This window comes from Plantibacter sp. ME-Dv--P-122b (assembly GCF_030209375.1).
Classification (GTDB): Bacteria; Actinomycetota; Actinomycetes; order Actinomycetales; family Microbacteriaceae; genus Plantibacter.
This window is the reverse complement of record NZ_JARVSC010000004.1, coordinates 80,470-103,111: the sequence shown is the minus strand read 5'-3', so window position 1 is coordinate 103,111 and position 22,642 is coordinate 80,470. Positions and strand designations below refer to the sequence as shown.

At 69.8% G+C, this 22,642-nt stretch carries 22 protein-coding genes; 15 read left to right on the top strand and 7 right to left on the bottom strand.

Translation table 11 applies throughout. The annotated features are described in order from the left end of the window. Nucleotide 1: 1 nt before the first annotated feature. The 3 genes from QRN19_RS10625 to QRN19_RS10615 all read right to left on the bottom strand — a co-directional run bounded on the left by QRN19_RS10625 (nucleotide 2) and on the right by QRN19_RS10615 (nucleotide 2,833). Nucleotides 2-919 (bottom strand): hypothetical protein, encoded by a 918-nt coding sequence (locus QRN19_RS10625; RefSeq protein ID WP_285026840.1) that lies wholly within the window; start codon nucleotides 917-919, stop codon nucleotides 2-4. Between the two features lie 61 nt (nucleotides 920-980). Continuing rightward, nucleotides 981-1,913, bottom strand: coding sequence for a 3,5-dioxohexanoate:acetyl-CoA acetone transferase (gene kce / locus QRN19_RS10620; protein ID WP_285026839.1), 933 nt, complete (start codon nucleotides 1,911-1,913; stop codon nucleotides 981-983). Then, the gene (locus QRN19_RS10615) at nucleotides 1,913-2,833 is read right to left on the bottom strand and encodes a DUF6282 family protein (RefSeq protein WP_285026838.1); all 921 of its coding nucleotides are present in this window, start codon (nucleotides 2,831-2,833) and stop codon (nucleotides 1,913-1,915) included. Before QRN19_RS10615 ends, kce begins: the two co-directional genes overlap by 1 nt. 207 nt (nucleotides 2,834-3,040) lie before the next feature. Between QRN19_RS10615 and QRN19_RS10610 the strand changes: the two genes are divergently transcribed. The 7 genes from QRN19_RS10610 to QRN19_RS10580 all read left to right on the top strand — a co-directional run bounded on the left by QRN19_RS10610 (nucleotide 3,041) and on the right by QRN19_RS10580 (nucleotide 9,758). Beyond that, nucleotides 3,041-3,808 (top strand): IclR family transcriptional regulator, encoded by a 768-nt coding sequence (locus QRN19_RS10610; protein WP_285026837.1) that lies wholly within the window; start codon nucleotides 3,041-3,043, stop codon nucleotides 3,806-3,808. A gap of 4 nt (nucleotides 3,809-3,812) precedes the next feature. Next, complete coding sequence (locus QRN19_RS10605) at nucleotides 3,813-4,691, top strand: ABC transporter permease (protein ID WP_285026836.1); 879 nt, start codon at nucleotides 3,813-3,815, stop codon at nucleotides 4,689-4,691. Beyond that, a complete protein-coding gene (locus tag QRN19_RS10600) occupies nucleotides 4,688-5,578 on the top strand; it encodes an ABC transporter permease (RefSeq protein ID WP_285026835.1) in 891 nt (296 codons plus the stop codon). The genes QRN19_RS10605 and QRN19_RS10600 overlap by 4 nt, the downstream gene beginning before the upstream one ends. 8 nt (nucleotides 5,579-5,586) lie before the next feature. Further along, complete coding sequence (locus QRN19_RS10595; RefSeq protein WP_285026834.1) at nucleotides 5,587-6,723, top strand: ABC transporter ATP-binding protein; 1,137 nt, start codon at nucleotides 5,587-5,589, stop codon at nucleotides 6,721-6,723. A 98-nt stretch (nucleotides 6,724-6,821) separates the two neighbouring features. Beyond that, entirely contained in the window at nucleotides 6,822-7,940 is a 1,119-nt protein-coding gene (locus tag QRN19_RS10590; RefSeq protein WP_285026833.1) for an extracellular solute-binding protein, read from the top strand. A gap of 65 nt (nucleotides 7,941-8,005) precedes the next feature. Next, nucleotides 8,006-8,797 (top strand): IclR family transcriptional regulator, encoded by a 792-nt coding sequence (locus QRN19_RS10585; protein WP_285026832.1) that lies wholly within the window; start codon nucleotides 8,006-8,008, stop codon nucleotides 8,795-8,797. Then, the gene (locus QRN19_RS10580) at nucleotides 8,778-9,758 is read left to right on the top strand and encodes a cyclase family protein (protein ID WP_285026830.1); all 981 of its coding nucleotides are present in this window, start codon (nucleotides 8,778-8,780) and stop codon (nucleotides 9,756-9,758) included. The genes QRN19_RS10585 and QRN19_RS10580 overlap by 20 nt, the downstream gene beginning before the upstream one ends. A gap of 16 nt (nucleotides 9,759-9,774) precedes the next feature. Here QRN19_RS10580 and QRN19_RS10575 read toward each other — a convergent pair whose 3' ends face one another. Next, nucleotides 9,775-9,978 carry a hypothetical protein gene (locus tag QRN19_RS10575; protein WP_124768057.1) on the bottom strand — a complete coding sequence of 68 codons (204 nt, stop codon included), beginning with the start codon at nucleotides 9,976-9,978 and terminating at the stop codon, nucleotides 9,775-9,777. Nucleotides 9,979-10,207: 229 nt separating this feature from the next. Between QRN19_RS10575 and QRN19_RS10570 the strand changes: the two genes are divergently transcribed. The 7 genes from QRN19_RS10570 (at nucleotide 10,208) to QRN19_RS10540 (ending at nucleotide 18,887) form a co-directional block, all read left to right on the top strand. After that, entirely contained in the window at nucleotides 10,208-10,936 is a 729-nt protein-coding gene (locus QRN19_RS10570) for an alpha/beta hydrolase (RefSeq protein WP_285026828.1), read from the top strand. Between the two features lie 171 nt (nucleotides 10,937-11,107). Beyond that, a complete protein-coding gene (locus tag QRN19_RS10565; RefSeq protein ID WP_285026827.1) occupies nucleotides 11,108-12,460 on the top strand; it encodes a purine-cytosine permease family protein in 1,353 nt (450 codons plus the stop codon). Nucleotides 12,461-12,524: 64 nt separating this feature from the next. After that, a complete protein-coding gene (locus QRN19_RS10560; protein ID WP_285026825.1) occupies nucleotides 12,525-14,078 on the top strand; it encodes a hydantoinase/oxoprolinase N-terminal domain-containing protein in 1,554 nt (517 codons plus the stop codon). Next, nucleotides 14,075-15,172 carry an S-methyl thiohydantoin desulfurase family protein gene (locus QRN19_RS10555; RefSeq protein WP_285026824.1) on the top strand — a complete coding sequence of 366 codons (1,098 nt, stop codon included), beginning with the start codon at nucleotides 14,075-14,077 and terminating at the stop codon, nucleotides 15,170-15,172. Before QRN19_RS10560 ends, QRN19_RS10555 begins: the two co-directional genes overlap by 4 nt. Then, nucleotides 15,169-16,317: an S-methyl thiohydantoin desulfurase family protein gene (locus QRN19_RS10550; protein ID WP_285026823.1), complete on the top strand. Its 1,149-nt coding sequence runs from the start codon at nucleotides 15,169-15,171 to the stop codon at nucleotides 16,315-16,317. Before QRN19_RS10555 ends, QRN19_RS10550 begins: the two co-directional genes overlap by 4 nt. A gap of 9 nt (nucleotides 16,318-16,326) precedes the next feature. Beyond that, nucleotides 16,327-17,382 carry a DUF917 domain-containing protein gene (locus QRN19_RS10545; RefSeq protein ID WP_285026822.1) on the top strand — a complete coding sequence of 352 codons (1,056 nt, stop codon included), beginning with the start codon at nucleotides 16,327-16,329 and terminating at the stop codon, nucleotides 17,380-17,382. Beyond that, a complete protein-coding gene (locus tag QRN19_RS10540) occupies nucleotides 17,379-18,887 on the top strand; it encodes a PucR family transcriptional regulator (protein ID WP_285026821.1) in 1,509 nt (502 codons plus the stop codon). The genes QRN19_RS10545 and QRN19_RS10540 overlap by 4 nt, the downstream gene beginning before the upstream one ends. A gap of 72 nt (nucleotides 18,888-18,959) precedes the next feature. Here the strand turns inward: QRN19_RS10540 and pdxY are convergent, their stop codons facing one another. Next, nucleotides 18,960-19,808: a pyridoxal kinase PdxY gene (gene pdxY / locus QRN19_RS10535; RefSeq protein WP_285026820.1), complete on the bottom strand. Its 849-nt coding sequence runs from the start codon at nucleotides 19,806-19,808 to the stop codon at nucleotides 18,960-18,962. 170 nt (nucleotides 19,809-19,978) lie between these two features. On the opposite strand from pdxY, the gene QRN19_RS10530 reads away from it, so the two are divergent. Further along, nucleotides 19,979-20,989, top strand: a complete 1,011-nt coding sequence (locus tag QRN19_RS10530) for a diacylglycerol/lipid kinase family protein (RefSeq protein ID WP_285026818.1) — start codon at nucleotides 19,979-19,981, stop codon at nucleotides 20,987-20,989. A gap of 11 nt (nucleotides 20,990-21,000) precedes the next feature. Here the strand turns inward: QRN19_RS10530 and QRN19_RS10525 are convergent, their stop codons facing one another. Both QRN19_RS10525 and QRN19_RS10520 read right to left on the bottom strand, forming a co-directional pair. After that, the gene (locus QRN19_RS10525; RefSeq protein WP_285026817.1) at nucleotides 21,001-22,320 is read right to left on the bottom strand and encodes an MFS transporter; all 1,320 of its coding nucleotides are present in this window, start codon (nucleotides 22,318-22,320) and stop codon (nucleotides 21,001-21,003) included. 10 nt (nucleotides 22,321-22,330) lie between these two features. Further along, nucleotides 22,331-22,609: a hypothetical protein gene (locus tag QRN19_RS10520; protein ID WP_285026816.1), complete on the bottom strand. Its 279-nt coding sequence runs from the start codon at nucleotides 22,607-22,609 to the stop codon at nucleotides 22,331-22,333. Nucleotides 22,610-22,642 lie beyond the last annotated feature (33 nt).

Sequence of the window (22,642 nt, the reverse complement as noted above, 5' to 3'; positions counted from 1 at the left end):
GTCACGCGGCCGGGTAGTCGTCGGCGTTCAACACCCAGCCGGAGGCCGAGAAGTCGACCCGCGGCGGCGCGAAGATGTCGAGCAGCTGCTGGTGCTCACCGACGCCCTGCGTGGTGTGGACGGTGGGCGGCGGGATGATGCAGATCGACGGCGTACCGATCTCGGCGTGCTCGTCCTCGCGCCAGGTGGCCGAGTCGGGTCCCCAGGGGTAGCGGATGTGGTGCCGGAAGCGGCCCTTCACCCCGAAGGAGATCTGCTCGAAGTCGTCGTGGAAGTGCGGCGAGAGCTTGTGGGCGTCGCGCGGCGCGGGCTCCTCCGCGAGGAAGTTGACCATCAGGTTCGTCGTCCGGAAGATCCGGCCGAACCGCCCCTCGGCGATCGGGGTGTCGGCGAGGCGGTACACCCGGAGCGCGAAGCCGCCGACCGGGTCTGGCCACGGCACGAGCGGCGCGGCCCGTTCGTCGGGTTCGGCGTACGCCTCGGCGTTCGAAGCCTGCTGCAGGAGGTCCGCGGCCTGCGTGGAGAACAGGCGGATGACCGGGCCGTCGGTCAGGACCTCGATCCCGCTGTCGCCGGGCGGGACGACGACGAACGCCTCCTCATCGACCGTGGCCTCCGTCGCTCCCGCCGTGATCCGGAGTGCGGCGCTGTCCGAGTACAGGAGGACGGCGTACTCGTCGGGCTGCCCGGTGCGGGTGAAGCGGTCTCCGGCGCGGGCGTCGGAGTAGGCGATCACGAGGTTGGCCGCTCTGGCGATCCAGGTGCGGCCGCCGGTCGGCGTGGTCTCGGTGGGTTCGACGTCGTGGAACGCGATCCACTGCGACGGTTTCACGGGCGTGCGGGGATCGACCGCCGCTGCGGACGGAGGTGCCGTCGTGGCCAGTCGTGAGCGGATGTCGTCGTTGGCATACATCGTCATGGGGTTCCTTCGGTGTGAGCGGTGACGTCGCGAGGGAGAGGACGTCGTGAACGGACGCGGGTCAGCGGGTGACCCGGTCGAGTCCCTTGAGGTGGAGCATGCGGCGTGCGTCGGCGGGGGTGGCGACGGTCTTGCCGAGGTCTTCGACCACGCCGCGGATCTTCCGGACCTGCTGGGCGTTGCTCGTGGCGAGCTCGCCCTTGCCGATCCAGAGGCTGTCCTCGAGCCCGACGCGGACGTGTCCGCCGAGCCAGGCGCTGTGCGTCCCGAACTGCATCTGGCCTCGGCCGGCCGCGAAGGCGGAGAAGGAGTAGTCGTCGCCGAAGAGCTTGTCCGCGATCGCGACCATGTGCGTGAGGTTCTCGTGGTCGGCCCCGATCCCGCCGAGGATGCCGAAGACGCCCTGGATGAGGAACGGCGCCTTCGCGAGCCCCCGATCGGCGAAGTAGGCGAGCGAGTACAGGTGCCCGATGTCGTAGCACTCGTATTCGAAGCGGGTGCCGAGACCGTCGCCCAGCTCCCGCAGGGTGTGCTCGATGCGGTCGAAGGAGTTGATGAAGGGCTGCGAGTAGGTGTTCAGCACGTACTGGCGCTCCCAGTCGTGCTTCCACTCGGTGACCTTGTCGGCGATCCCCGAGTAGACGAAGTTCATCGACCCCATGTTGAGCGAGGCGAGTTCCGGGGCGAAGCGCATCGCCCCGGCCAGTCGCTGCTCCATGGTCATGGCCGACGACCCGCCCGTCGTGATGTTGATGACGACATCGGTCTCGTCGAGGATGCGCGGGACGATCTCCTCGTAGACCTCGGCCTCCCAGGCGGGGCGGCCGTCGGGGTGGCGGGCATGCAGGTGGATGATCGCCGAGCCCGCCTCCACGGCCTCGAGCGCCGATGCGACGACCTGGTCGGCGCTGAGCGGCAGGTGGTCGCTCTGGGACGGGACATTGACCGAGCCCGTGACAGCGGTGCTGATGATGACCTGCTCGGCGGCGCGCATCAGTTGGTCTCCTCGAGCCCCAGGAGGAAGGCGGTGTTCCGGCAGATCATCTGCCGGATGTCACGCTCGGCTACCCCGTGGTCGAGCAACTGTTGGATGACGTAGATGTAGCCGTCCACCGGAAGCGGGTTCGTGAGCTGTCCGAGGTCGGAGTCGATCACGGTCCGCTCGGGGCCGACCTTCTCGATCCAGTCGACCAGTCGGCTGATCGGGAAGCCGGGCGCGGGGACGTCCGGGTGGTACATCGACATCTCGTGCTCGACGAAGGCACCGTACCCCAGCATCTCCTCGACGTCGCCGTCGGAGGCGTTGACGATGAAGTCCGGGTGGTGCAGGAGGAGCCGGGTGACGCCGTTGTCCTTCGCGGTCGCGAACAGCGCCTTCATCGACTCGGCGTCGAGGTGGCCGCCGGAGAGCATGATGCCGGCCTCGCCGACAAGCTGGGTGACACGGACGGTCTCAGCCGAGACGTTGCCGTCGGCAGCCCAGATCGACTCCTCCCGTTCCTCGAGGTTGGAGCCGGCGGTGGGGAAGCCGTCGTCGTGACTGTGCGCACGGATGTGCTGACCGGCGGAGACCGTCGGCCCCCACACGGCGCGACCGCCCATCTGGATCGCGACGGCGACGGCGGAGGGGTTGACCCCGCCGACCTCGGAGTTCAGGGCGACGCCGCCGTAGGCCGGCGTGGGCGCGTCCTTCAGGAGGTCCCGCATGGCGAGCAGGTCCATGACGGTGTTGTGGTGGTGCGACTTGATGAGGATCGCCCGCAGGTTGATGCGGGCCGCGTCGTAGGACGCCTCCACGTGGTTGAGCCGTCGCGGGAACGGGCTGGGACCGGAGTGCACGTGCAGATCGACGGCTCCGTCCAAGACCTTCAACAGGGCGGGCGACGGGATCGGTGCGTCTTCGGTGGCGAGCATCCGAGAACCTCCTTGTGTTCGGATTGCGTACTTTTGGTTCAGATTACGCACACAGCTCTCGCATTGTCCAGCAGAAGTTGCGGAATCTAGGGACGGGCGAATCGGCCAGCTTGTTCATGATGCGAAAATAGTGATTGCATTATGAACAAACACCTGCTGTACTGATCGACATCAGCAGCTTCGACCCTCGACGAGGAGGTGAGTGACATGAGTGACGCGATCGCGGGGATCACCCAGCCGGTCCCACTGCCTGACACCGACCGCGGGTCCATCCAGTCGATCGAACGGGCGGCGATGGTCCTCGCGCTGTTCGACCAGCACACCCGCACCCTCTCGCCCACGCTCGTCTCCGAGCGGCTCGGTCTGAACCGCACGACGGCGCACCGGTACCTGCTCTCCATGCAGGCCTCGGGCTTCCTCAACGCCTCCTACGGCCCGGGCCCGCTCATCGACCAGCTCTCCGGGCTCGTCTCGACGCGTCAGCAGATCATGAGCCTCGCCCCCTCCCTACTCCGGCAACTGTCCGACCGGACCGGCCTCACCGCGGTCGTCAGCTTCCTCGGCCGCTCCGGCGCCGTCGTCGGCCACGTCGAGGAGGCGAACGAGGGCACCATCGTGCTGACGGTGCGGGTTGGGACGGTGCTCGAGATCAAGGCCGCGCAGTCGCGCGTGCTCCTCGCCTTCCAGTCCGACCCCGCGGTCGTGTCACGCCTGCACGCCGGCCTCCCGCCGGCGGAGGCGCAACGCGAGCACGCCGAACTCGCCCTCGCTCGACGCGATCGCATCGCCTGGGCGGACCTCGGCCGGGTCGGGCTGGCCTCGGTGGCCGCGCCCGTGTTCGGCGCCGACGACGTCCAGGCGGCCATGGCCGTCCTGGGTACCACGACCATGCTCCCGTCCTCCACGGAATCCGAGGAGCGCGTGACCATGCTCCGCGAGGCTGCCGAGCAGCTGAGCGCCATGCTGAACGGATGACCACATGACGACCACCTCCCCACCCTCCACCAGGCGACTCCCGCGCCCGGCCTGGCTCATGCTGGTGCCCGCGCTCGGCCTGCTCGCCGTGGTGCTGCTGGTGCCACTCGGGCAGAGCCTCGTGCGCAGCCTCGGTGCCCCCGACATCACCCTCGACCACTACGCCTCCCTCTTCACCGACGGGGTCACGCTCACGGTGCTCGGGCGGACGGCGTCGACCGCGGTCATCGTGACCGTCGTCGCGTTCCTGCTCGGATACCCCTACGCCTACCTGATGACGCGCGTCGGACCACGGTTGCGAGGGATCCTGCTCGTGATCGTGCTCATCCCGTTCTGGACCTCGGTCATGGCGCGCAACTACGCATGGATCGTGCTGCTGCAGCGCGGTGGGCCGGTGCAGAGCGCCTTCGAGTTCTTCGGCCTCGGGGACGTCACGTTCCAAGGCAGCGTCGTCGGCGTCACGATCGCCATGAGCCAGGTACTCCTCCCGTTCATGGTCCTCCCGCTGTACAGCTCACTCGGCGGCATCGACCGCAAGCTGCTCCTCGCGGCCCGAGGCCTCGGATCCTCACCGCTCGTCGCGTTCTGGAAGATCTACTGGCCGCTCTCCCGCGGTGGCGTCGTGTCCGGCCTCATCCTCGTGTTCACATTGAGCCTCGGCTTCTACGTCACACCGGCCCTGCTCGGCTCCCCGCAGCAGTCGCTCATCGCCCAGTTGCTCGCCCAGCGGACCACGCAGTTGCTCGACTTCGCCGGAGCCGGGGCGCTCGGCATCCTCGTCCTCGTCGTCACCCTGACCCTCGTCGCCTGGGCCAACCGCTTCGGCGGGACCATCTCGGCCATCGGTGTCACCAGCACCGCCCGAAGCAAGGAGCAGTCATGACCGCGCTGAGCGACGTCGACGACCTCGACACCCGCAGCGTCCTCACCGCCCGCGGACCGTCCGCCTCGCCGTCCGCGCGCCGAGCACGACGCAAGGACCGTGGCATCGACCCGGTGCCGTGGTGGCTCATCGTCATCGGGACCCTCGTGGCGTTGTACTTCATCCTGCCGACGCTCATCGTGATCCCGTTGAGCTTCAGTGCCGCGTCGGCGTTCCAGTTCCCGCCCACGGAGTTCTCCCTCCGCTGGTACGAGAACTTCTTCACCGACCCGAAGTGGCTCTCCTCGCTCGGCAACTCCTTCCTCGTGGCGATCCTGGCGGCCGTCATCGCCACACTCGTCGGCACGGCCGCGGCGGTCGGCCTGAACCGGCTGACCGGTCGGCTCGCCGGCTTCCTCCGCACGCTGCTGATGATCTCGATGGTCACTCCGGCCATCGTCGTCGCCGTCGCGGTGTACGTGTCGTTCCTCCAGTGGCACCTGACGGGCAGCCTGCTCGGCTACGTCCTGGCCCACGCGGCCCTCGGCGTGCCGTTCGTCCTCGTCTCCGTCACCACGGCGCTCGGCGGGTTCGACCCGAAATTGCTCCGGGCCTCCGCATCGCTCGGCGCCTCACCCCTGCGTTCCTTCATCACCGTGACGATGCCGCTCATCAGCCGCGGCGTCCTCACCGGGGCGATCTTCGCCTTCGTCACCTCCTTCGACGAGGTCGTCATCGCACTGTTCCTCCGCTCACCCACCTTCCAGACGCTGCCCGTGCAGATGTACAACAGCGTCACCTTCGAGCTGGACCCCACCATCTCCGCGTCGTCGAGCCTCGTCGTCGTCGCGGTCACCGTCATCTTCCTGGTGCCCATGCTCATCGGCAGCCGCACCAAGAACCGTTAGGAGCCGTCGTGACCATCTCGCGATCAGACACCACCACATCCGCCCAGGAGACCGCCTCCCGGCAGGGCACCCAGATCCGCCTGTCGGGCGTCACCAAGGACTACGGCCTCGCCATCCCGGCGGTGGACGACATCTCGCTGACGATCCAGCCGGGTGAGTTCATGACCCTGCTCGGCCCGAGCGGATCGGGGAAGACCACGACGCTCAACCTCATCGCGGGGTTCGAGACGCTGACCGCCGGGACCATCGACCTGGACGGGACCGACGTCGGCTCCCTGCCGCCGCACAAGCGCAACCTCGGCATGCTCTTCCAGAACTACGCGCTCTTCCCGCACATGACGGTCGCCCAGAACGTCGGCTACCCGCTGCGCGAGCGCAAGCTGCCGAAGGCGGAGATCACCCGCCGTGTCGCCGAGGTGCTCGAGCTCGTCCAGCTCCCGGGGCGGGACGGCAACTACCCGTCCCAGCTCTCCGGCGGACAGCAGCAGCGGGTCGCCCTCGCGCGGGCGATCGTCTTCAACCCGGCGGCACTCCTGCTCGACGAACCCCTCGGCGCCCTCGACCGCAACCTCCGGGGTGCGCTCCAGATGGAGATCCGACGCATCCACCGCGAGGTCGGTTCCACCTTCGTCTTCGTCACCCACGACCAGGAGGAGGCGATGAACCTCTCCGACCGCATCGCCCTGTTCAACAGTGGCCGCATCGAGCAGGTCGGCTCTCCGGAGCAGCTCTACCGCGAGCCGGACACCCTCTTCACCGCGACCTTCCTCGGCGACTCGAACGTCTTCGACCTCGGTGGATCGGCGTTCGGCCCACAGGCGGGCTGGGAGGGCAACACCTGGTCCATCGATCCGACGACCGTCGCCGACCACCCCGGCGTCGGCGTCCACGGCGCGGTCGTCGTGCGGCCGGAGGACGTGCGCATCACCCAGGACACGGCCGCCGTCCCCGCGGGGAGCAACACCGTGCAAGCGGTCGTCCGCGACCTCGAATACATGGGTTCCTACCGCACGGCGATGCTCGACCTCGGACGATCGGGTCAGCTCGGCCGTGCCCGGATCGACGCGCTCGACGCCGCCCACGCGATCGGCGACACCGTCACCGCCTGGTGGAAGCCGGAGCGGCAGCGCATCGTCGCCGCCTGAGCCGCGACCCACGCCTCACACCGACCGAACACCCGAACACCCGAACACCCACCCTGCGCTCCGACCTCGGTCGGAGCGCCCACCCAGAGGAGACGACAATGGCGCCCAGCTCCACCTCCAGATCCACCAGGAAGACCACGTCACGCACCCGCTTCGCCATCGGGGTGAGCACCATCGCGATCACGGCCCTGCTGTCGGGCTGCGCGAGCGGTGGCGACGCCGCCCCGAGCGGTTCAGCGGCCGCCGGCGACGACGCGGCCGCCACGATCACCTTCGTCGGCTACGGCGGCGGCGGACAGGACGCGCAGATCGAGGCCTGGCAGGAGCCGTACACGAAGGAGCACCCGAACGTCACCTTCGTCAACACCTCCCCGCCCGACGTCGCACAGGTGAAGGCGCAGGTCGAGAGCGGCTCCGTGCAGTGGGACGTCATGGCGACGGCACCCTACGCGGCCCAGCAGAACTGCGGCACGCTCTTCGAGAAGCTCGACCTCAGCGACGTCGATCAGACCGACCTCGTCGAGGGCACCGTCGGCGAGTGCTACCTCGGCAACTGGATCAACGCCACCCCGATCGCCTACCGCACCGACGCCTTCCCCAAGGGGAAGGGCCCGAAGACGGTCGCCGACTTCTTCGACGCCGAGCAGTTCCCCGGCCAGCGGGGCATCGTCACGAACCTGCAGAACGGCATCCTCGAGTACCCGCTCCTCGCTGACGGGGTGAAGCCCGACGACCTCTACCCGCTCGACGTGGACCGCGCCCTCGACAAGCTGGACGAGATCCGAGACGTCACCACCTTCGCACCGAACGTCGGCGCCCTGCAGCAGGCGGTCGAGGCGAACCAGGTGGACATGTTCCTCCTGCCCGACTCGAGGCTGGTCCCACTGCTCCAGAACGGCTTCGACATGACGATCGTGTGGGACGTGACCGTCGCCTCGCTGAACGCCTTCGCCATCCCGAAGGGCGCGCCGAACAAGCAGGCCGCCGTCGACTTCATCTCGAGCGTCGTCGAGCCCGAGCAGGTCGCGAAGATCTCGGAGCTGCTCGGGGTCGCCCCCGTCAACACGGCGGCGAAGCCGAAGCTCGACGAGTTCACCGAGCAGGTGGAGGTCTACGGTCCGACCAACACCGGCGAGACCGTGCTCCAGGACATCGACTGGTACACGGACAACTTCAACGACACGACGACGAAGCTGACCACCTGGCTCGCCGGGTGATCCCGTGACCCGGCCCGAGGCTCCGCCCACCCGGGCGTGTTCTCCAGCTGAACTACGCTTCAGTCATGGCGAACATCGAGGGAACGGGCGAAGCATCCGGATCGGACATCCAGGCGGTGGACCGGGTCGGACAGATCTGCTCGCTGTTCGGCCCGCACACCACGGAGCTGACGGCGGCGGAGGTGGCCGAACGGCTGGGACTCAACCGCACCACCGCGTACCGCTACTGCGCATCGATGGTGTCCGCCGGGATCCTCGACCGCGGCCCGCGGCGGAGCACCTTCGTCCTCGGCGGGCTCATGCTCCAGCTCGGCATCCACGCGCTGAGCCGCCGCCGGGTCACCGAGGTCGCACCACCGCACATCGCCGAGCTGAGCGCCGCCGTCCAGATGACGGCGGTGCTCAGCCTCTGGGGCGCACGCGGGCCGGTCGTCACGCTCGTCGAGGAGGACCGCACTCGTTCCGCCGTCGTGACGGTCCGGGCGGGTACCCTCCTCGATGCGACCGCCGCCCAGACCAGGGTGTTCCTGGCGCACCTGGCGGACGAGCGCGCGTTCGGCTGGATGACCGAGGGGTCGACCTCGGCGCAGCGAGCCGAGCTGGAGGCGGCGGTCTACACCGCGCGTCGCTCCGGCTACTGCATCGCCTCCCAGTCCGGCGGCGTGTTCACTGCCGCAGCACCGGTGTTCGACGACTACGGCATCGCCGCGACCGTCGGACTGCTCGGTGCCGACCCCGACGCCGATCTCAGTGCCGACTCCCCCATCATCACCGCGCTCCTGCGCACGACGACCGCGTTGAGCAACGACCTCCGCGGCAGACCGGACAGATCCACCGATGACCATTCCGAACTATGACGAGCTCACGAGAGCCACCCCGCCCGGATCCAGTTGGTCGGTCTTCGGGCCGGACGACGAACTGGGAACCGTCAACTTCCTGACGCCCGAACGCGTCGCTCACGCCGCCGGCCTCGTCCGGACCGGCCGGCGATTCGGACTCGACCATGCGGTCACCGCGTTCGAGCCGTACCCGACCGGCACCCGACGCCCCCTCGAGCATCAGGTGTTCTCGAACAACGAATGGCACCGCGACGACTACCTCGACTCGTTCTACCTCCAGTCGTCGTCGCAGATCGACGCGCTGCGCCACATCGGCCACCCCCAGCACGGCTTCTACAACGGGCTGACCTCCGAGGCGAACGACGCGTCGTCGACCCGTCTCGGCGTGCACACCTGGGCCGACGCCGGCATCGCCGGACGCGGGGTGCTCCTCGACGTCCCACGGTACTTCGAAGCGACCGGCCGGGCCTACGACCCGTCGTCGACGATCGCGATCGACACTCCGCTCCTGGACGCCGTCGCCGAGCACCAGGGCGTCACCTGGCGTGGCGGGGACATCCTGCTCCTCCGCACGGCCTGGGCCGAGCAGTACCTCGCGAAGACGCCGGCCGAACGGCTCGACACCCCCTGGCGTCGATCGCCGGGACTGGCGCAGCGGGAGTCCGTGCTCCGCTGGCTGTGGGACCACGAGATCGCCCTCGTCGCTGCGGACAACCTCGCCGTGGAGGCTGATCCGGTCGTGGAGAGCGACTTCCGGTCGCCGGACGACCAGCCACCGGCCCGCGGGGTGGACCATAGCGGCATGCTCCACCGACCACTCATCGCCCTGTTGGGCATGGCGCTCGGCGAGTTGTGGCGACTGGACGAGCTCGCCGACGACTGCGCGGCCGACGGGGTGTACGAGTGCTTCGTCACCTGCAAGCCGCTCTACATCCCTGGTGGGGTGGGTTCCCCGCCGAACGCGATCGCGTTCAAATAGGGAGCGCGTGCGGCGCTCACGCCATGCAGGGGGCCCACTCCTGGTTGGAGAGTTCGCGCTGCTCGTTCTCGGTCTGGAGCAGCCATCCGGTCTTCGTCGCGCCTCGGTACTGTCCGCTCACGAGGTCGGCACACCATGAGCGACCGTCGAAGGCCCACCGGACGAAACTCGCCTCGCTCCCCTTGCGCAGGAGCGGGCGTTCGCGTTCTACCTGACTCATGTGTTCCATCTCGACCGTGGCTGACATATCTCCCAACCGTATCGAGGAACGCAGTCGGTGAACAGACTGCTTGCGTTTCGCGTCCGCTTGCCCGAAAATACCCGGTCGCGCCCGGAAGCGGCGTCCTCCGACACGGCCGGGGAGGACCCGGCGTCGACGACTCGGGGACGACCGCGCGGTTTCTCGCCGCGTAGAGTCGTCCCACCATCACCACCGACGAAGGAGGGCCATGCGACTGCATGTCGAGCAACGCGGGTCCGGTCCGGTCCGGATCGCCCTCATCCACGGGTTCCTGGCCGACGGAGCCGCCTGGACCGACGTCGTCGCAGCGTCCGACCCGGAGCGGTACACGTTCCTGCTCGTCGACCTCCGCGGTCACGGGTCCAGCCCGTGGGCCGATCGGAGCCGGGGCGAGCGGTACGACATCGCCTCGCTCACGGCCGACCTCGTCGAGACGCTGCCGACCGGCCTCGACGCGATCGTCGGCCACTCCCTTGGCGGGCGGCTCCTCATCGACATCGTGGAGCCGCTCCGCCCGGCGCACGCGATCTACCTCGATCCCGGGTTCGGGCTGAAACTGCCGGGACGAGGCCTCGGCGCACGACTGTTCTGGAGTATCCCAGGGCTGCCGCGGCTCCTGGCTTGGCTCTACGACCGGACGGACCCCAAGACGGGTCCCGCGAACGTCGCGCTCGCCGAGGCCGCCCATGCCGCGTGGGACCGCTCGATGGCGGCGGAAGTGCTCCAGGACGTCGCAGCGAACCCGGTGACGCCGACGGCGCCGGTCGTCCCCTCGACGCTGGTGCTGTCGGACGACGCGAAGCTCGTGGTGCCGAGCCGGGACGTGCAGCGCTACGAGCAGTTGGGCTGGACCGTCACCCGGTTCCCCGGGATCCGCCACGACATGGCGGCGCTCGACGGCGCGCGCACCTTCGAGGTCATCCAGCGAGCGCTCTGAGCCGGAAGGCGCACGCGGACAACCCCGCCCATCGACAAGCTCAGGGACCAGTGTGTGCAGAGTGCTGATATCCCGCGCGCATTCCTGCATCATGCACATTCTGCTGCGGGCGGGCCGTCAGTAACGTTGCCGCCACCCGCACCGCCCCCTCCCCCACTTCTGGAGACCAGCATGGCTCGCATGGCACACGCAGACGACTTCGCCCTGTCCCGCGTCCGTCCCGACGCACAGAAGCCCTGGTTCGGCATCGCCGTCCAGCGCTTCGGACAGGTGTCGGCCCTGTCCCAGTTCCTCCTCGGCGCCACCCTCGGCTACAGCATGACCTTCGGCGAGGCGTTCCTCGCCCTGCTCCTCGGCTCGATCATCCTCGAGGTGATCATGTGCATCGTCGGCATCATCGGCCAGAAGGAGGGCCTCAACACCGCCCTCCTCGCCCGCTGGACCGGCTTCGGCGAGGTCGGCGCGTCACTCGTCGGGCTCGCGATCGGCATCAGCCTCATCGGCTGGTTCGGCATCCAGAGCGCGATCTCCGCCGAATCGCTCGACGCCCTCCTCCCCGGCTTCATGCCGGTCTGGGCCTGGAGCCTCATCTTCGGCCTCGCCGTCACCGCCATCGTCGCCTACGGGTTCAAGGGCATGCAGTGGCTCGCGAACATCACCGTCCCACTGTTCCTCATCCTCGTCGGCTGGTCGATCATCAGCGAACTCACCCAGCACGACTTCATGGAGCTCGTCACGGGCCCGGCTCCCGGCCCCACCATGAGCGTCTGGGCCGGCACCGGCATCGTCGCGGGCGGCCTGATCGTCGGCGCCATCATCACCGCCGACATGACCCGGTTCAACCGGTCCCGCGCCGACGTCATCAAGCAGACCGTCGTCGGCGTCTCACTCGGTGAGTTCGTCATCGGCCTCTCGGGCGTCCTGCTCGCCCACGCCGCAGCCTCGGGCAACGTCGTCGCGATCGTGACGTCGTCGGTCGGGCTCATCGGCCTCATCATCGTCATCACCGGAACGCTCAAGATCAACGACTGGAACCTGTACTCGTCGACGCTCGGACTGGTCAACTTCATCTCGACCGCGTTCGGCAAGAACCTCAACCGCGTGACCACCACCATCGTGCTCGGCGTGGTCGGCTCCATCCTCGCGGCGGTCGGCATCCTCGGTCAGTTCTCCGGCTTCCTCATCATCCTCGGCGTCGCCTTCCCGCCCATCGCGGGCATCATGGTCGCCGAGTACTTCATCGTGAAGCGCTGGCGCGGTGAGCTCGACGAGACCCGCGCCTCGGGCCGCCTCCCCACGACCGCCCCGCGCATCGTCCCGGCGACCATCGTCATCTGGGCCGTGTCCGCGATCACCGGCTACTTCGTCACCTGGGGCATCCCCGCCGTCCTGTCACTCATCCTGTCGATGGTGCTCTACATCGCGGCCGGCAAGCTCGGCCTGGTCCGCGGGGTCGGCGTCGCCCACACCTCGCAGATCGAGGCGGACGTGACGACGGACAGCCCCGCCACCGCCTCGAAGTGACCGCCGCGCACTGATCCGTCACCGTTCCACCGCACACCGCACCAACAGAAAGCGAACCCCTCATATGCACATCGGTATCGATGTCGGCGGCACCAACACCGACGCCGTGCTCATGGACGGCACCACCACCCTGGCGGCCGTCAAGCACGCGACCACCCCGGACGTGACCGACGGGATCGTCCAGGCGATCGGCGAACTGCGGAGCGGCCACCACTTCGACGGCGACCAGATCACCGCGGTGATGATCGGCACGACGCACTTCATCAACGCCCTCGTGCAGGCCAAGCGACTCGCACCCACCGCGGCCCTGCGCCTCGGGCTCCCGGCCACCCGCGCGTTGCCGCCGCTCGTCGACTGGCCGGCGGAACTCGTCGAGGCGATCAGTGCACGCAGCTACCTCGCGCACGGTGGCTACGAGTTCGACGGCCGCCCCATCTCGCCGATCGACCCCGACGAGCTGCGGGCACACGCCGAGGACATGCGCGCGAACGGCATCCGCTCCGTCGCGATCTCCTCCGTCTTCAGTCCCGTCAACCACGACCTCGAGGTCGAGGCGGCTCGGATCGTCGGCGAGCTCCTCGGCCCGGACGTCGCCATCTCGCTCTCGCACGAGATCGGGCGCATCGGCCTCCTGGAGCGCGAGAACGCGACGATCATCAACGCAGCCCTCCGCGAGCTCGCTTCGGAGATCGTCGACGGGCTCACCGCCGCCGTCCGGAAGCAGGGCATCGAGGCGCCCATCTTCCTCAGCCAGAACGACGGCACGCTCATGGACGAGGACTACGTGCGCCTCTACCCCGTCGCGACGTTCGCCTCCGGCCCGACCAACTCGATGCGCGGGGCGGCGCTGACGAGCGGGCTCGCGACGTGCGCGGTCGTCGACATCGGTGGCACGACGGCGGACATCGGTCTGCTCATCAACGGCTTCCCCCGCGAGACGGCGAACGAGGTCAAGGTCGCCGGCATCCGCACGAACTTCCGGATGCCCGACGTCCTGTCCATCGGGATCGGCGGCGGCAGCATCGTCGACGAGGAGACCGCCGAGGTCGGGCCGGCATCCGTCGGGTACAAGCTCATGACCGAGGCCCTCGTCTTCGGCGGCAGCACCCTCACGGCGACGGACATCGCCGTGGCCGCCGGTCGCGCGTCGATCGGTGACGCCTCGAAGGTCGCCCACCTCGACCCGGTCTTCGTGGAGCGCGTCCTCAAGCGGATCGGCGAACGCATCGCCGAGGCCGTCGACCGCATGCGCACCTCCCCAGAGCCGATCCCCGTGGTGGCGGTCGGCGGCGGGTCGATCCTGCTCTCCGACGAACTCCCCATCTTCGGCGCCGTCCACCGGCCCGACAACTACGCCGTGGCGAATGCCATCGGTGCTTCCATCGCGCAGGTCGGGGGCGAGATCGACAAGGTCTACGCCATCGAACCCGGCCGGCGTGAGGAGGCGATCGCCGAGGTCCGTGCCGAGGCGATCGACAAGGCGATCGCGGCCGGCGCCTCCCCCGCGTCGGTCGCGATCGTCGACTTCGACGAGGTCCCGATCCCCTATCTCCCCGGGAACGCCACGCGCATCCGGGTGAAGGCCGTCGGCGACCTCGACATGGGAGGCCTCCGATGAGCTGGACCATTTCGCCCGAGCTCGTCCCCGGCCTCGCCCGCGGTGCGGCCGTCCTCGGAACCGGCGGCGGCGGCGACCCGTACATCGGCGCGCTCCTCGCCGCGCAGGCACTCCGCGAGCACGGCGACGTCACCGTCGTCACCCTCGACGAGGTCCCCGACGACGCGCTCGTCCTCACCGTCGCGATGCTGGGCGCCCCGACCGTCATGGTCGAGAAGCTGCCCAGCCTCACCGAGGTCGTCGCACCGGTCCACGCCCTCAGTGCGTCCCTCGGTCGCCCGGTCACGCACATCGCCTGCGCCGAGGTCGGCGGCGTGAACTCGACCATCCCGATCGCCGCAGCGGCCGCGCTCGGGCTGCCGCTCATCGACGCCGACGGGATGGGCCGGGCCTTCCCCGAGCTGCAGATGGTGCTCCCGACCCTGTACGGGATCGACGCCTCCCCGCTCGCGTTCAGCGACGAGAAGGGAAACACCGGCGTCCTCACGACCGTCGACAACAGCTGGACAGAACGCATCGCCCGTGTCGCCTGTGTCGAGATGGGCTGCTCGGTCATGATCTCCGGCTTCCCGATGTCCGGCGCGCAGGCCCGCGAGGCGCTCGTGGCCGACTCGCTGTCGCTGTGCCGCGAGATCGGCGACGGCATCGAAGCGGCCCGAGCCGAGAAGGCCGACCCCGTGGAGCGGACCGTGCAGCTGCTCGGCGGTCGCGAACTGTTCTCCGGCAAGGTCGTCGACGTCGAGCGCGCGACCACCACCGGGTTCGCCCGAGGTCGCGCACGGATCGACGGCGTCAACGCGAGCCTCGAGCTGTCGTTCCAGAACGAGCACCTCATGGCGGCGCTCGACGGCGTCACCCTCGTGACGACGCCCGACCTCATCATGGTGCTCGAGCACGACTCGGGCGAGCCCATCACCACCGAGGGGCTCCGCTACGGACAGCGGGTCCGCGTGATCTCGGCACCGAGCGACGACCGCTGGCACAGCCCCGCGGCGCTCGCGATGGTCGGGCCCGGGTACTTCGGGTACGAGGTGCCGTCGCACCGCTTCGACGGCGCAGCCGAGACGCCTGACGCGCCGGAGGTCGCCGCATGAGCTGGACGCTGACCGCGGACGACCTGCCCGACCTCGCCCGAGGCGCCACGCTCCTCGGGACCGGCGGCGGCGGCGACCCGTACATCGGCATGATGCTCGTGAAGCAGGTGCTCGGCGACCGCTCCATCACGATCCTCGACCCCGACGACCTCGCCGACGACCTCTTCGTCATCCCCACCGCGCAGATGGGCGCTCCGACGGTCATGGTCGAGAAGATCCCGGCCGGGTTCGAACCGACGCTCGCCCTGCGGACACTCGAGGAGCACCTCGGGCGCACCGCGGACGCGACCATGCCGATCGAGTGCGGTGGCATCAACTCGATGATCCCGCTCATCGTGGCCGCCGAGACCGGGCTGCCGGTCGTCGACGCCGACGGCATGGGCCGGGCCTTCCCGGAGCTCTCCATGGAGACCTTCGCGGTGTACGGCGTGCACGGTTCGCCGCTCGCCATCGCCGGGGAACGCGGCGAGCGCGTGATCATCGACACCGGTGACGACGACCGCCAGATGGAGTGGTTGGCGCGCGGCATCGCGATCCGCCTCGGCGGGGTCGCGCACATCGCCGAGTATGCGATGAGCGGGGCGGACGTGCGTCGCACCGCGGTGCCGCGGACTATCTCGATGGCGCTGGCCCTCGGGCGGGCGATCCGGGTCGCGCGCGAGGAGCACCGTTCGCCGTTCGCCGCCATCGCCGACACGCTGTCCACGACGCTCTACTCGCACGTCCGGGAGCTGTTCGTCGGGAAGGTGGCCGACGTGGAGCGTCGCACCACCGAGGGCTTCGCCAAGGGCACCGCGGTCATCTGGTCGGCCGACCCGTCGAGCTCTGAACGCCTGGAGATCTCCTTCCAGAACGAGAACCTCATCGCCAGATGGAACGGTGAGGTCGTCGCGATCGTACCGGACCTCATCTGCATCGTCGACCACGAGACCGCCGAGCCGATCACCACGGAGGGCCTCCGCTACGGCCAACGCGTCCGAGTCCTCGGGATCTCGACGCCGGCACTCATGCGCACGCCGGACGCACTGCGCGCCTTCGGGCCGAGCGCGTTCGGTCTGACGGAGCCGTTCGTCCCGGTCGAGGGCGCGGCGGCGGCTGCGGAAGCCGCGGACGCGTTCGCCGCTGGTCAGGCGGTCCGAGCCTAGGCTGAGGGCATGCCGACCCTCCTCGAGCACGATCGCCTCCCCGCCCTGGCGACGGGGTTCGCGATCCTGGGCTCGGGAGGTGGCGGCGCGACGACGATGCTCGAGCTGGCGCTCCGCGACGAGCGCGCCTGGCCGTTCGACCTCCACAGCGTCGACGACCTCGACCCGGAGACCCCGTGTCTCGCCGTCGGCTTCGTCGGCTCGACGATGCTGCTCAGCGAGCGCCTGCCCGGCACGGATCCGTTCGGGCGGCTGATCGGGGCTGCGGAACGCTGGCTCGGGCACCGCATCCCGGCCATCTGCTCGCTGGAGGGTGGCGGGGTCAACGGACTCACGCCCTTCGCGTTCGCCGCGGGACGGACCATCGTCGACGCGGATCTGACCGGACGCGCCGTCCCCTCGCTCGACCAGATGTCGATCCTCGTGGACGAGGTGCCGGGCATCGTCGTCACCTGCGACACCGGTGCCGGTGGGGTCGCCCTCGTCGAGACCGAGCGCGCCCTCGACATCGAACGCGTCGTCCGCGCGGCGATCGTGCAGGCCGGCGGCAGTGGCGGCATGGTGTTCGCGGGCTTCACCGTCGGCGACCTCCGAGCGCACGCCATCGTCGGGAACGCCGCCCGGGCACTCGAGCTGGGCGGGGCGTTCCTCGCGCGGATCGACGGTCCGCTGACCGCCCTGGCCGAGTCGCTGGGTGGACGGCTCCTCGCGGAGGGACGGGTCAGCAGCATCGAGCCGGACTCCCGGGACCCGCACGTGCTCACCTTCGGGATCGACGGGAGCAGTGGCGCGCTGCACCGTCTCGTCGCCCGCTCCGAGACGCTCGCGTTCATGACCGACGGACGACTCGAAGCCGCCGCGCCGGACCTCATCGTCGTGGTCGACGCCGTCTCGCGGGACATCCTCGAGGTCACCGCGATCTCGATGGCGAGACACGTCGCCGTCATCCGGGTCGACGGTCCGGACTGGTGGTCCGGCTCCCCGGAGCGACTCCGCCATGTGCTCCCGTCCGCCTACGGCCTGGACGAGCTCGACGAGGTCCGAACCGACGAGGTCCCGGTATGAGCGATCGCCTGCAGTTGGGCGCGCTCCTCGCGCACCCCGACAACGGCGGCGTGCGGCTCGTCGCCGGCCCGGCCGACGCCAATTGGGCCGGCGTGGTGGTCGAGACGAACGAGGCGGCCCTCCCCGAGGACGGCGCCGGCCGCCTCGCCGTGGTGACCGGGGCCCCGCCCACCAGGCCCTGGCAGCAGGACGCGCTCGTCCGTCGCACCCGGGATCGCGGCTTCCTCGCCCTGGCGATCCCGGAGGCCGACGGCTTCGGCGCGGGGACTCGCGCGCTCGCCGACCGGCTCGGCTTCTCGCTCCTGCACGTCGACCGCCCCATGCTGCTCGCGAAGGCGTGCTGGCAGCTCGTCGAGGCCCGCGACTCCCTGACCCTCGGGTACGTCCGCAAGGTCGCGCAGTCCATCGAGTACCACGCCGAGGGCCTGGCCGACCTGCTCCGCCACCTCTCGACGAGCATCGGTCACGGGATCGCCCTCATCGACAGCGAGGGGGTCCTGCTCGAGGCCGGCGGGCGGTTGCCGTCCGAGGTGCACGCGGCGATCGACTTCGGCCCCTGGGTCGACCTGACGAAGGCCGGGCGCGGCGCGGCGGCATCGGTCCGGGTGGACAGCCCGAGCAGGGAGGGCCTCCGGGTCGCGTTCTTCGGGGACGGACTCGACGACCGACAGCTGAGTGCGCTCGCGGTCGCCGCCGAGGTCGCGATGCCCGCCGTCGCGGCGCGGATCCTCATCGACGAGGTCGCGGAGGTCAGTGACGCGTCCGTGTCGTCCGGCGTCCTGCGGGACTTCGTGGACCTCCGAGGCCGCCCCGATCCCGACGTCGAACGCCGCATGCTCGAGCGGGGCTGGCGGACGACCGGCTACCACCTCGCGTTCCGCATCGTCGGCCGGAGCCGGGTGGACGCGTTGCAACTCCTCCGCTTCGTGACCGGCGCGCTCGGGCGGATCGCCGTGGACTCCCACGCGACGACGAGCGGACGCGGGGTGAGCGGCTGGCTGACGTTCGCCGAACCGCCGGAGCCACCGCAGGTCGAGCGGTACATCGCCGCCCTCCGCGACCTGCACGTTGAGGCGCGGCGCTCGTTCAACGTCGCGACGGCCGTCGGGTCACTGGCGAGTGGATCGGCGGGCTTGACGTCGTCACTCGGCGAGGCGTCCGACGCGGTGCGCATCGCCGCGAACCGGTCCACGACGGGCTGGTTCGTGCGGGTCGACGGCCTCGGCCTCGAGCAGCTCCTGCTCGCCTGGACCGGCAACGACACCTTCGTCCCGGCGGCGCGGTCGCTCCTCGCGCCGTTGCAGACCGGCAACGGTGAACTGCTGACGACGCTGTCCGCCTACCTCGACCACGAGTCCGCGGTCGCGCCGACGGCCGCAGCACTCGGACTGCACCGCAACACCGTCGCGACGCGGATCACCCGTGCGCAGGAGCTCCTCGGCGTCGACATGGCCGACCCGGAGGTGCGCCTCGCGCTCCACCTCGCCTGCCGCGCCGTGCGGTGAGGGTGGGCGCTGAGTCGCCCAGAACTGCACGGAAATCGCCCGGATCCGAACAGACCCGGGCGACTCAGCGACTCAGACCGCCGTCGCGGTGAACTGCATCCGCGGGTTCGCGTAGCAGTCCTGCGCCTCGACGAGCTGCAGCTCGCGCTGGCCAGAGCGGTACGTGAGCTCGACGAGGTCGAACACACTCGACGCCGTGCGCTCCAGGGCGAGCTTCGCGTCGCGCGTCTCGCCGTAGTGTGCGGCGAACAGGGCGGCCGTGACGTCGCCGGAACCGTTCGCCTTGAACGGCAGCAGCGGCGTCTGGACGATCCACCGACCGGCGTCGTCCACGACCAGCATCTCGATCGTCTCGGGGTCGCGGTCGGGACGCTCGACACTCGTCACCAGGACGACCGACGGGCCCATCGCGCGGGCCAGCTCGACCGACGCCAACGTGGACTCGAGCGATGCGGGCTCGGTGCCCGTGAGGAAGCCCAGCTCGAACTGGTTCGGCGTGATGATGTCGGCGTTCGGCACGACGCGGTCGCGCAGCAGGTCGGGGATCTCCGGGGCGACGAAGCAGCCGGACTTGGCGTTGCCCATCACCGGATCGCACGCGTACAGCGCGTCGGGGTTCGCCGCCTTGACCCGCTGCACCGCGTCCACGATCACGTCGCCGATGCCGACGCCGCCCTGGTAACCCGAGAGCACGACGTCGATCTGCGGGAACGCACCGCGCTCCTCGACACCGGTGATGACCTCGCCGACCTGCTCGGGCGAGATGAGGGGCCCGCGCCACGCACCGTACCCGGTGTGGTTCGAGAAGTTCACCGTGTTGACCGGGATCACCTCGACGCCGATGCGCTGGAGGGGGAACACGGCCGCGGAGTTGCCGACGTGCCCGTAGGCCACGGCTGACTGGATGGAGAGGATCTTCACGATGTCGCAATCACGATGGGGAGGCCGCCGCGGACACTGCGTTCGTGGCGGGCATGGACGGTGCCTGCAAGGACTCAACGATACTCTTCCGCCGCCTACAGAACCCACGTGCCGAGTCAACCCGTGAGACGGATCACCCCCGCCCGCGGTTCCGCTCCTATGCTGATCGGATGACGACTCCTGAGAGCACGACCGCGCCGAGCGACACCACGGCGACCAAGACCGCCGCCGTCATCTACAACCCTGTGAAGGTCGACCTCGACGCACTCCGGGAGTCGGTCGACCGCTCCGCCGCCGACGCGGGCTGGGGCGAGTCGCTCTGGTTCGAGACGAGCATCGACGACGTCGGCCAGGGTGTCACCGCCGAGGCGATCGCCGCGAAGGTCGACCTCGTCATCGCGGCCGGCGGCGACGGCACGGTGCGGGCGGTCTCCGAGGCCCTGCGCGGGAGCGACATCCCCCTCGCGTTGTTGCCGTCCGGCACGGGCAACCTCCTCGCGCGCAACCTGAACCTCACCCTCAACGACCTGCCCGGATCCGTCGTCGCGGCGTTCACCGGCGAGGACAAGGCGATCGACCTCGGCGTCATCGACATCGAGCGCGCCGACCACTCGCGCGACCGCCACGTGTTCGTCGTCATGGCCGGCATGGGCATCGACGCGAAGATGATCAAGAACACCGACGACGACCTCAAGGCGAAGGCCGGCTGGGCCGCCTACGTCGACGCGATCGTGAAGTCGCTGCGCGACCCCGACGAACTGCACCTGCGGTTCCGCATCGACGACGAACCGCAGACCCGCGCGACCGTCCACACCGTCATCATCGGCAACTGCGGTTCGCTGCCGGCCAACATCCTGCTGCTGCCGGACGCGGTCGTCGACGACGGCCTGTTCGACCTCATGTTCATGCGCCCCGGCGGGATCCTCGGGTGGATCCGCATCTGGGCGAAGGTCGCCTGGGTGAACGGCGTCCTCCGCCGCACGAAGGCGGGCAAGGCCCTCGCCGGCAAACAGAAGGACGACGGCGACCTCCAATACGGCACCGCGAAGCGCTTCGTCGCCCGCATGTCGAAGCCGGAGGAGATCGAACTCGACGGCGACGGCTTCGGCAAGGCCGTCGCGATCAACACCTGGATCGAGCCCGGCGCCCTCACCGTTCGCGTTCCAGCTGCGGCGGAGTAGCTCGCCCCGCCTCAGCTCGCGCGTGTGCGCGGGGTGACCCGACGGGCCCAGAGCAGCACGGGGATGAGCAGGAGGGCGAGCACGCCGCCCGCGATCGACAGCGCACCGTAGCCGACACCCGCCATCACGACGCCGGACATGACACCGGCTCCGGCACCGGCGAGCGCGATGAGGACGTCGAGCGTGCCCTGGGTGCGTGCCCGGTTGGCGGGCACGGTGTGGTCGACGACGAGAGCGGTGCCCGCGATGAGCCCGAAGTTCCAGCCGAGTCCGAGGAGGGCGAGCGCCAGGATGAGCAGGCCGAGCGAGTCCGCCGGCGCGAGGGCTCCCGTGACGCCGGCGAGCAGGAGGGTCACGCCGGCGGCGATGGCCATCGGGGTGCGGCCGACGCGGTCGACGAGGACCCCGGTCACGAGCGAGGGGAGGTACATCGCCGCGATGTGGATCCCGATCACGAGCCCGACCTCGCCGAGGCCGTGGTGGTGGGCCCGCATGTGCACCGGGGTCATGGTCATCACCGCCACCATCGCGATCTGCGTGACCACCATGACCGCGGCACCGACATAGGCGCCGACGCCGGGACGCGGGCGTGCGGCGGTCGTCGGCGATGCCTGCTTCGACCCCACCTGCTCGGCGGCGGTCTGCTGCGCGTCCAGTTGCGCGAGCTCGGCGTCGAGACGGCGGGCGAGGAGGAACGGGTCGGGTCGGAGCAGCACGAGGAACGCCGTCCCGGCCGCGAGGTAGGCGACCGCGGCGAGGAGGAACGGCCCGGCGAGCGCCGGGAGCCCGAGACCGGTCGCGAACGCACCCAACGGCTCGACGAGGTTGGGACCAGCGACGGCGCCGAGCGTCGTCGACACCATCGCGACGCTGATCGCCGAACCACGACGGGCCGGGGTCGCGAGGTCGGTTCCGGCGTAGCGCGCCTGGAGGTTCGTGGCCGTGCCTGCGCCGTAGACGAACAGTGACAGGAAGAGGAGCGGCACCAGGGCGGTGGTGGCGGCCACGACCACACCGATCGCGCCGATGCCGCCCGCCGTGAATCCGAGTCCGAGCCCGATACGCCGGCCGAGCCGCTGGGTCACGCGCCCGACGAGGAAGGCGGTGAGCGCCGAACCGAGGGTCAGGAGTGCGGCCGCGACGCCCGCGAGGCTCGTGCTGCCGAGGACGTCCTGCACCAGGAGTGCGCCGACCGTGACCCCGGCCGCCAGACCGGCGCCACCGAGGACCTGGCTGATGACGACGACCGTGAGCGTCCGCCGCTGGACGCGGGCACGCTCGGCGGCGATCGCGGCCGTCGCAGCGGCCCGGACGTCTTCGCCGTGCGTCATGCCCGGGCCGTCAGCGTCGCGTGGAGATGCGACCGTAGGCGTCGACCGTCACGATGAGCGACTCGACCTTGCGGTTCACGACGCGGATGATCACGACGATGAGCCAGAGCCCACCGGTGATGAGCGTCAGGATCAGGTTCCAGAACCAGCCGATGCGCTTCTGTCGCTGCAGCACGGCCTGCTGGCCCTGCACCGACGACACCGTCCACCCGCGCGCGGCGTAGCGGGCGACCTCGGCGTTGAGCACGGCGGTGAGCTGCTCCATCGGGAGCGGAGTGGAGGAGGGCATGCCTCGAATCTACCCGTCACGGGCACCGGGCCC